The sequence below is a fragment of the Kitasatospora sp. NPDC088134 genome (genome assembly GCF_044741705.1).
GTDB lineage: Bacteria > Actinomycetota > Actinomycetes > Streptomycetales > Streptomycetaceae > Kitasatospora.
On record NZ_JBIUTD010000053.1, the window covers coordinates 1 to 9,391 of the forward strand.

The following is a 9,391-nucleotide window of genomic DNA, read 5'->3' on the forward strand; positions in this document are numbered from 1 at the left end:
CAACATATCTGGCGTTGACTTTTGGCACGCTGTTGAGTTCTCAAGGAACGGACGCTTCCTTCGGACCGCATTCCTGCGGACCCTCCGGGCGCTTCATTCTTTCGTGTTTCCAGCTTATCAGATCCGAGCTCGTGCTCTTTCCCGACTCGCTTTCGTCTTTCACGGCCCTGCGGCCCCTTCCGACGTTTCAAACTCTAGCCGATCCCCGCTCCGAAAAGCGAATCCGCCGCAATCTCCGAAAAAGCGCAGAGCGAATACGAACGGAGACGCGAAAGGACGCGACCCGCTACGGACCGACTGAGTGGTTGATCAGGGATTGGCCGCCCCGGGACCGTCCACACGAGATGCGTGTCCGGTGCTCCCTGCCGAGCGACCAGTCAACACTACGCCGATCGGCGGACCGATGCAAACGCGGCGAGGGGCACCTCTGGCGGTCCACCTCCGATCCACCCACTTGAGCGATCGCTCAAAACTCTGCCATGATGGCGCCGCCGGAGTTGAGCGTTCGCTCAAAACCTTGCCCTAGGAGACTTTCATGCCTGGTCAGAGCCGTCGCAGAGCTGCGCCGATCTATGTCGAGCTGCCGATCCGCGCGGGGCTGGAACGGGTCTGGGAACTCACTCAGGACCCGGCGCAGCACCAGCGGTGGGACGCACGGTTCAGCCGGATCGCGTACGTGGACGGTGCGGCGGAGCCGGTGCGCTTCCGGTACTGGCTGGGGTGGTCCCGGGGGCCGGCGCTGACCGGGACGGGGGTGACGACGGCGCAGCGGGAGCGGGCGGACGGGTCGCGGGTCAGTGCGTTGCGGTTCGCGTCCGACTCGGGGTGGTCGCCGTTGCAGGAGGGCGCGGGGTACTGGCGCTACCTGGTGGGCGGGGACGGGGCGGGGGGCACGTTCATCACCGGGTACGACTACCGGACGTGGCGGTGGCCGGGTGGGGAGTGGTGCGACCGGTGGGTGGTGCGGCCGTGGGTCGGGTGGTTGACGGCCTGGTCGTTCGACCGGTTGCGGTTGTGGGCGGAGCGGGGGGTGACTCCGGAGCGGGCGCTCGTCCACGGGTTGGCCGAGGTGGTGGCGCGGCTCGGGGTCGCGGCGGCCGCGGGGGCGCTGCTCCGTCCGGGCGGGCTACTCGGGGGCGGTGGGCTGCTCGGGATGCCGGGATCGCTCGTCGCGGTGCTCGTTCTTCTCCTCTCCCTGCTTCTCCCGCCCTCGCCGGTCACTCCGGCGGCCCGCCGTTGCCGGCGGCGGGCGCGGCGCGATTCCGCCGGGCGGGCCGCTGCTCGTCCGCCTCGTCTTCTGAACTCCTTGGAGCTGTCATGACCGTCACCTTGTTCGACCCGCCCGCCCCGGTGGCGGATTTCCGGGCGGGCTCGATATTCCGGGCGGCGCTCGGGGCGGAGTTCGAGCGCCTGCATCCGGAACTGCAGCGGCGGTTCGGGTTCTCGACGGCGGACGGGATCGCCTGCATCGGGACGGGGCGGATGGAGCGGATCGAGCGCGGGCGGGGGGTGGTCGCCCCGTTCCTCCGGTTGGGGACGCGGCGCAACATCCTGTTCCCGGAGCACGGGCGGGACGTGCCGTTCACGATCGCCAACTACGCGTACCGGGACGGGTTCGGGCGCGAGACGGTGACCTTCGTGCGGACGTTCCAGTTCGTCCGGCCCCGGCGGTTCGACGCGACGATGGTGGCGGCGCCGGGGCGGCCGGGGACGATCGTCGACTACCTGGGGACGCACCAGCACCTGGCGGTGGACCTGCGGTTGGGGGTGACGGAGCAGGGCGGGCTGGTGATCTCCTCGGGGGCGCAGCGGGTGTCGTCACTGGTGGGGGCGCCGTTGCTGCCGGCGGCGGTGACGGGGCGGGCGGACCTGCACGAGTGGTTCGACGAGCGGGAGGGGCGGTTCCGCATCCGGGTGCGGGTGACCAATCCGGTCGTGGGGCTGGTGCTGGGGTACCAGGGGTGGTTCACGGCGGAGTATCCGCGGGTGGGGCCGGAGGGGGTGCCGAGCCATGTCCGGCCGGTGCGCGAGTCGTTCCGGCTGTGAGGGAGCGGGCTACGCTGCGGCGCATGAGCGACACACGTGAGCGGTTGATGGACGCGGCCATCGGGGCGCTCAAGCGGCAGGGCATCTCGGGGGTGTCGGCGCGGAGCATCGCCGGGGAGATCGGGGCCAACCAGGCGCTGGTGTTCTACCACTTCAAGACGGTGGAGGGGCTGCTCGCGGCGGCGGCGCTGCGGGAAACCGAGAGCCGGCTGGGGCGGTACCGGGAGCGGTTCGCCGACGTGGATTCGCTGCGCGAGCTGCTGACGGTGGGTCAGCAGGTGCACGCGCAGGAGCGGGAGGCGGGGAACGTCGCGCTGCTCGGGCAGTTCCTGGCGGGGGCGCGGGGGTATCCGCAGCTGGCCGAGGTGACGGCGGAGGCCCTGCGGCTGTGGACGGTGGAGATCGAGGCGGTGCTGGAGCGGCTGTTCGCGGGGCACCCGCTGGCGGAGTTCCTCGATCTGCCGGGTCTGGCGCGGGCGGTGACGGCGGCGTTCGTCGGTCTGGAGCTGTACGAGGGGGTGGACCCGGAGGGCGCGGAGGGGGCGTTCGCCGCGCTGGACGGGTTGGGGGTGCTGGTCGAGGTGGTGGACGGTCTCGGTCCGGTGGTGTCGCGGGCGGTGCGGGCGACGGTCCGCCGGCAGGTGCGGGGCCGGAACGGGGCCGAGTGAGCCCTCCCGAACAGCCGGAAGGCCGGCCCCGGTGGGGGCCGGCCTTCCGTCGTACCGAGGCGCGGTGGGCTCAGCTGTTGGTGGGGAAGCCCAGGTTGATGCCGCCGTGCGAGGGGTCGAGCCAGCGCTGGGTGACGGCCTTGCCGCGGGTGAAGAACTGGACGCCGTCGGCGCCGTAGGCGTGGCTGTCGCCGAACAGCGAGGCCTTCCAGCCGCCGAAGGAGTAGTAGGCGACGGGCACGGGGATCGGCACGTTGATGCCGACCATGCCGACCTCGACCTCGTTCTGGAAGCGCCGGGCCGCGCCGCCGTCGTTGGTGAAGATGGCGGTGCCGTTGCCGTACGGGTTGTTGTTGATCAGCTCCAGGCCCTCGTCGTAGGAGGGGACCCGGACGACCGACAGGATGGGGCCGAAGATCTCGTCGTTGTAGACGGACATGCCCGGCTGGACGTGGTCGAACAGGGTGGGGCCGAGCCAGAAGCCGTCGGTGGTGGGGGCGCCGTTGGCGTCCTCGCCGGCGATGGCGTGCTTGCGGCCGTCGACGGCGAGCTCGGCGCCGTCGGCGACGCCGGACTCGACGTAGGAGGTGACCTTGTCGCGGTGCACGCCGGTGACCAGCGGGCCCATCTCGGAGTCGCCGTTGCAGCCGGGGCCGACCTTGAGGGTGGCCATCCGCTCCTTGATCTTGGCGACCAGCTCGTCGCCGATCGGGTCGACGGCGACCAGGACGGAGACGGCCATGCAGCGCTCGCCGGCCGCGCCGAAGCCGGCGTTGATGGCGGCGTCGGCGGCCAGGTCGAGGTCGGCGTCGGGGAGCACCAGCATGTGGTTCTTGGCGCCGCCGAGGGCCTGCACGCGCTTGCCGTAGCGGGTGCCGGTCTCGTACACGTAGCGGGCGATCGGGGTGGAGCCGACGAAGGAGACCGACTTGACGTCGGGGTGCTCCAGCAGGCGGTCGACGGAGACCTTGTCGCCGTGCACGACGTTGAAGACGCCGTCGGGGAGACCGGCTTCCTTCCACAGTTCGGCGATGAAGTTGGCGGCGGACGGGTCCTTCTCGGAGGGCTTCAGCACGACGGTGTTGCCGGCCGCGATGGCGATCGGGAAGAACCACATCGGCACCATGGCCGGGAAGTTGAACGGCGAGATGATGGCGACGGGGCCGAGCGGCTGGCGGATCGAGTAGACGTCGACGCCGGTGGAGGCCTGCTCGGTGAAGCCGCCCTTGATCAGCTGCGGGATGCCGCAGGCGTACTCGACGACCTCCTGACCGCGGGCCAGCTCGCCGAGGGCGTCGGAGTGCACCTTGCCGTGCTCGGAGACGATGATCGCGGCGAGCTCGTCCTTGCGGGCGTTGAACAGCTCGCGGAAGTTGAACAGCACCTGGGTGCGCCTGGCGATGGAGGCCTTGCGCCAGGAGGTGAACGCCTGGGCCGCGGCGGCGACCGCCTGATCGACCTCCGCGATCTCGGCGAAGTCGACCTGACCGGTGACCTGGCCGGTGGCCGGGTCGTAGATGTCGCCGCGGCGGGGCGCGGTTCCGGCGGTGGCGACGGACCGGCCGCCGATCCAGTGCGTGATGTGCTTGCTCAAGGGTCTCTGCCTCCGACTGTCCACGGACGTCCCGCGCTCGTTCTCCAGTCTGCGCGGGGAGGGTGCCCCGCTCAACGAGCACCCTGACGGAGAACCGCGATTCACCCTTACAGGTCGTCGGAGCGGCCCGCCCCGTCCGGCTCCGCGGGCTCTCCCGCCCCGTCCGGCTCCTCCGCCCCGTCCGGGTACGCCCGGTCGTCCAGGTACGGGTCGTCCAGGTACGGGTCGTGCAGGCCGTCGGCGAGCGCGACGGTCTCCAGCAGGTCCAGCCGCAGGTCCTGGGCCCAGGTCTCGGCCCAGCGCCGGGCGTCCTCGGCGCCGGAGGGCAGCAGGGCGGCGGCGGTCTCCAGCCGTTCGGCGAGGGTGCCGGCGGTGAACTCCTCGTCGGAGGCGGCGGCCAGCGCGAGCAGTTCGCCCTCCCGGAGCCGGGCGGTGAGCGCGTGCAGGGCGAACAGGTCGGCGGGCAGGGCGCGTTCGCAGAGGGTGCGGACGGCGAGCGCGGCAGCGTCCTCCAGCGCGGCGACCGGGGCGGGCGCGCCGGTGACGGCGGGCGGGACGGACAGCACGGGCGGGTGGCGCAGCGGTTCGCGGCGCAGTTCGATCCCGAGGGCGCGCCGGGCCCCGTCGGTGACGGCGAGCTGTTGGCGGCGCGGGGTTCCGGCGGTCTCCCGGACGTCGTGGCCGGTGGCGCGCAGGGCGGCGGCGAGTCCGGTGGCGAGGTCGGCGAGCGGGGCGCCGTCGGTGCTGATCAGCAGCAGGTCGGTGTCGCGGACGGGGACCCGCAGGCCGTGCCGCCGCAGCGCGTCGGGGCCGGCCAGGACGAGGGCGTGCCGCAGGCAGTGGGGCAGCGCGTCGGCGAGCAGCGCGCCGCGGTCGGGGCGGGCGGGGGCGGTACCGGCGGGGCTGCCGGGCAGGCCGGGCTGTTCGCCCGGGCGCCCGGGCGGCCCGGTGGGGGCGTACTCCGGGGCGCCCGGGTGGTCGATGCAGTCGCTGCGCTCCGTGGGCTCCGTGGGCTCCGTGCGGTCCATGGGGCAAGTCTGGCCCGTTCGGGCCGTTCAATGCGGGGGATCACTGCGGGGAGCGGCGCCGGGCGGCGGCGTCGTGCAGGGCGAGTTCGAGGGCGGCGGGATCGACGAGGCGGCCGCTGCGGTGCGGGGGGATCAGCCAGTGCGGGCCGCGGGTGGGGCGGGTGGGGTGCGGGACGGCGATCCAGGTGCCGTCACCGGAGGCGCGGATGCCGGTGCCGATCCAGCGTTCGGCGGTGCCGACGGGGACCAGGAAGCCGACGGTGTCGCCGGCCGGGTCCTCCAGGACGGGGCCGCCGCCGAGCCGGTCGAGCAGCGCGGCGGCGGGGCGGCCGAGCGGGCCGGGGGCGTGCAGCACGTCCCAGCGGCGGCCGGCGGGCAGCAGGGCGAGGCCGAACCGGGTGCGTTCCCAGGTGCGGCGGCAGGTGTCGGGGTCCAGGGCCGCGTCGGCCAGCCAGTGCAGGGCGCTGGGGTGGCAGGTGGTGCTCACGGTCGTTCCTCGTCTCTCCCGGGCGCGGGCGGTGGTGCCTGCTGCCGTCACCCGGGAGAGCGGGGTACCTGCGGTTTCTTACACGGAACGCCCGAACGGATCGCCGGGCCCGCGATTCCTGACGATCCGTCAGCGGTCGCCGAAGACCGTCCGGTGCCAGTCCTTGCGGGCGACCGCGGTGGTGTCGAACATGACGTGCTTGACCTGGGTGTACTCGTCGAGCGAGTACTGCGACATGTCCTTGCCGTAGCCGGAGGCCTTGTACCCGCCGTGCGGCATCTCGCTGATGATCGGGATGTGGTCGTTCACCCAGACGCAGCCGGCCGCGATCTCGCGGGTGGCGCGCAGCGAGCGGTGCACGTCGCGGGTCCAGGCGGAGGCGGCCAGGCCGTAGGGGGTGTCGTTGGCGAGCCGCAGGCCCTCCTCGTCGCTGTCGAAGGGGAGGACGACGAGCACGGGGCCGAAGATCTCGCCCTGGACGACCTCGCTGTCCTGGGCGGCGCCGGTGATCAGGGTGGGGCGGTAGTAGGCGCCGAGGGAGAGGTCGTGGCCGTCGTGGCCCTTGCCCTCGGCGGGGCCGCCGGTGACGACGGTGGCGTAGGAGCGGGCGCGCTCGACGAAGCCGGCGACCCGGTCGCGGTGGGTGAAGGAGACCAGCGGGCCCATGTCGGTGTGCGGGTTCAGCGGGTCGCCGAGCCGGATGCCCTCGTAGAGCTCGGCGACGCCGGCCACGAAGGCGTCGTACAGCGGGCGCTGGACGTAGGCGCGGGTGGCGGCGGTGCAGTCCTGGCCGCTGTTGATCAGGGAGGCGGCGACGGCGCCGTGCACGGCGGCGTCCAGGTCGGCGTCGTCGAAGACCACGAACGGGGCCTTGCCGCCGAGTTCGAGGTGGGTGCGCTTGACGGTGGCGGTGGCGATCTCGGCGACCCGCTTGCCGACGGCGGTGGAGCCGGTGAAGGACACCATGGCGACGTCGGGGTGGCCGATCAGGTGCTCGCCGGCGGTGCGGCCGGCGCCGGTGACGACGTTGACGACGCCGTCGGGGATGCCGGCGGCGGTGCAGGCCCGGGCGAACATCAGCGAGGTCAGCGGGGTGATCTCGGCGGGCTTGAGGACGATGGTGTTGCCGGCGGCGATGGCCGGGAGGATCTTCCAGGCGGCCATCTGCAGCGGGTAGTTCCAGGGCGCGATGCTGCCGATCACGCCGATCGCCTCGCGCCGCACGTACGAGGTGTGGTCGCCGCTGTACTCGCCGGCGGCCTTGCCCTCCAGGTTGCGGGCGGCACCGGCGAAGAACGCGGTGTTGTCGACGGTGCCGGGGACGTCGAACTCGGTGGAGAGCCTGATCGGCTTGCCGGTCTGCGCGGTCTCGACCCGGGCGAAGTCCGCGGCGTGCTCGGCGAGGACGCCGGCGAGGCGGTTGAGCGCCTCGGAGCGGGCCCCGGGGGTGGCGCCGGACCACTCGGGGAGGGCGGCGCGGGCGGCGGCGACGGCGGTGTCGACGTCGGCGACGGTGGCGAGCTCGACCTGCTGGACGGTGGCTCCGTTCGCGGGGTTGACCACGGCGAACGGTTCACCGCCGGAGCCCCGGGTCGGGCGGCCCGCGATGTGCTGCGCGCCGTCGTTGAAGCTGGTCAGGTCCATGAGTTGCCTCCATTGCCTACTCGACCCGGCCGACGATGCCTCGGCGGGGGCCTCCGGGGCAAGCGTCACTCAGCAACCGGGCGGACGGGCCTCTTTACACGCTGCAAGGGTGCGATCGGGCGACAGGGCGTCGCCGCCGCGCATGATTGACTTGACACCCTGAGAACCCCCCTGGAGGTGTCCGCGATGCTCCCCACCGTCGCCCGCGTGCTGGACCTGGACGTGATGCGGCGCGGCCTGCCCCAGGTGGTGGCCGGCGCCTCCGCGCTGGAACGGCCGGTGCGCTGGGTGCACGTCAGCGAGCTGCCGGACGTGGCGGGGGTGCTGCGGGGCGGCGAGCTGGTGCTGTCGACGGGCATCGCGCTGCCGGAGGACCGGGACGGGCTGGCCCGCTACGTGCGGGAGCTGGCCGAGGTCGGGGTGGCGGGGCTGGTGATCGAGTTCGGCCGCCGGTACTTCGACTCGCTGCCGCGGGCGCTGGTCGCGGCGGCGGAGCGGCACAACCTGCCGCTGGTGGTGCTCCGCCGGGAGCTGAAGTTCGTCGCGGTGACCGAGGCGGTGCACGCGCTGGTGGTGAACGCGCAGCTGGAGCAGCTGCGGGTGTCCGAGGCGGTGCACCAGGTCTTCAACGAGCTGGCCACGGAGGGCGCGGAGCCCGCCGAGGTGGTGCGGCAGGTGGCCCGGATGGCGGGCGCCCCGGTGGTGCTGGAGAACCTGGCGCACCAGGTGCTGGCGCACGACACGGCGGGCCGGGGCGAGCAGGAGCTGCTGGAGAACTGGGAGCACCGTTCGCGCGGGGTGCACCCGCCGGGCCGGACCGGCCACGACCCGCGCTCGGGCTGGCTGGTGACCACGGTGGGCGCCCGCGGCCAGGACTGGGGCCGGCTGGTGCTGATCGACGAGCCGGTGCCGCTGCCCCCGGACGTGGCGCATCCGCACGCGATGCTGCTGGAGCGCGGGGCGGCGACGCTGGCACTGAACCGGCTGGTGGTGCGGGACCGCGAGTCGCTGGAGCGGCAGACCCACCGCACCCTGCTGTCGGGCATCCTCACCCACGCGCTGACGGTCTCCGAGGTGGCGCTGCGCGCGCAGGCGCTGGGCGTGCCGCTGGAGGGGCGGCGGCTGGTGGGCGTGGTGCTGAGGCAGCGTCAGGGCCCGTCGCACGCCGCGCTGGAGGCGCAGGCCCGGCTGCGGGACTTCACCGAGCTGGCGGCGACCGCGATCCGCGCCGCCCGGCTGTCGGCGCTGGTCGGCGCGCTGGACGACGAGGGCGTGGGCCTGCTGGTCGCGCTGGGTTCGCAGCAGGACGAGCACGCCTCGCTGGAGGCGTTCGCGGCGGCGCTGCGCCGGCTGTCGGCGGAGGCGGGCCGGGACGGGGCGGCGGCGGAGCCGGTGATAGCGGTCGGCTCCTCGGTGGGTTCGGTCCGGGACGCCCGGCGCACCCTGCTGGAGGCGACCCAGGTCGCGGACGCCGCCCTGCACGACGCCCCGGGCGGCCGGGCCGCCTACTACCGCCTCCCGGACGTCCGGCTGCGCGGCCTGCTGCACCTGCTGCGCGACGACGAGCGCCTGCAGACGTACGTGGAGCGGGAGTTGGGACCGCTGCTGGCGTACGACGCGGAGCACGGCGGCCAGTTGGTGCAGATGCTGCGGATCTACCTGGAGCAGGGCCGCAACAAGTCGGCCGCCGCGGACGCCGCGCACCTGTCCCGGCCGTCCTTCTACGACCGTCTGCACAAGGTGGAGCGCATCCTCGGCGTCGACCTGGACCAGGTGGAGTCCTGCCTGTCGCTGCACGTGGCACTGCTGGCGCTGGACGCGGTGCGCCGCTAGGCCGTGTCCTGCCGATCAGTTGAGTCGTTGATGCGACTATGGGGAGTAGGGGTGATCTGACTGATGGTCAGTGGGAGCGGCTTCGTCCGCT

General features: G+C 73.2%; 8 protein-coding genes. 4 read left to right on the top strand and 4 right to left on the bottom strand.

Going from position 1 to position 9,391, the window contains the following annotated elements; genetic code table 11:
• Positions 1 to 535: 535 nt before the first annotated feature.
• From ACIOHG_RS37595 to ACIOHG_RS37605, 3 genes are read left to right on the top strand one after another with little or no spacing between them, the layout of a single operon-like run.
• Entirely contained in the window at positions 536 to 1,321 is a 786-nt protein-coding gene (locus ACIOHG_RS37595; protein ID WP_400958133.1) for a hypothetical protein, read from the top strand.
• Entirely contained in the window at positions 1,318 to 2,046 is a 729-nt protein-coding gene (locus ACIOHG_RS37600) for a DUF4166 domain-containing protein (RefSeq protein ID WP_400958135.1), read from the top strand. The genes ACIOHG_RS37595 and ACIOHG_RS37600 overlap by 4 nt, the downstream gene beginning before the upstream one ends.
• A 23-nt stretch (positions 2,047 to 2,069) precedes the next feature.
• A complete protein-coding gene (locus ACIOHG_RS37605) occupies positions 2,070 to 2,714 on the top strand; it encodes a TetR/AcrR family transcriptional regulator (protein ID WP_400958137.1) in 645 nt (214 codons plus the stop codon).
• Positions 2,715 to 2,784: 70 nt separating this feature from the next.
• Here the strand turns inward: ACIOHG_RS37605 and ACIOHG_RS37610 are convergent, their stop codons facing one another.
• The 4 genes from ACIOHG_RS37610 to ACIOHG_RS37625 all read right to left on the bottom strand — a co-directional run bounded on the left by ACIOHG_RS37610 (position 2,785) and on the right by ACIOHG_RS37625 (position 7,467).
• A complete protein-coding gene (locus ACIOHG_RS37610; protein ID WP_400958139.1) occupies positions 2,785 to 4,308 on the bottom strand; it encodes a CoA-acylating methylmalonate-semialdehyde dehydrogenase in 1,524 nt (507 codons plus the stop codon).
• A gap of 107 nt (positions 4,309 to 4,415) precedes the next feature.
• Positions 4,416 to 5,336 (bottom strand): hypothetical protein, encoded by a 921-nt coding sequence (locus ACIOHG_RS37615; RefSeq protein ID WP_400958141.1) that lies wholly within the window; start codon positions 5,334 to 5,336, stop codon positions 4,416 to 4,418.
• 40 nt (positions 5,337 to 5,376) lie between these two features.
• Positions 5,377 to 5,823, bottom strand: a complete 447-nt coding sequence (locus tag ACIOHG_RS37620) for a hypothetical protein (protein WP_400958143.1) — start codon at positions 5,821 to 5,823, stop codon at positions 5,377 to 5,379.
• Positions 5,824 to 5,952: 129 nt separating this feature from the next.
• The gene (locus ACIOHG_RS37625) at positions 5,953 to 7,467 is read right to left on the bottom strand and encodes a gamma-aminobutyraldehyde dehydrogenase (RefSeq protein WP_400958145.1); all 1,515 of its coding nucleotides are present in this window, start codon (positions 7,465 to 7,467) and stop codon (positions 5,953 to 5,955) included.
• A 186-nt stretch (positions 7,468 to 7,653) separates the two neighbouring features.
• Between ACIOHG_RS37625 and ACIOHG_RS37630 the strand changes: the two genes are divergently transcribed.
• A complete protein-coding gene (locus tag ACIOHG_RS37630) occupies positions 7,654 to 9,300 on the top strand; it encodes a PucR family transcriptional regulator (protein WP_400958147.1) in 1,647 nt (548 codons plus the stop codon).
• Positions 9,301 to 9,391 lie beyond the last annotated feature (91 nt).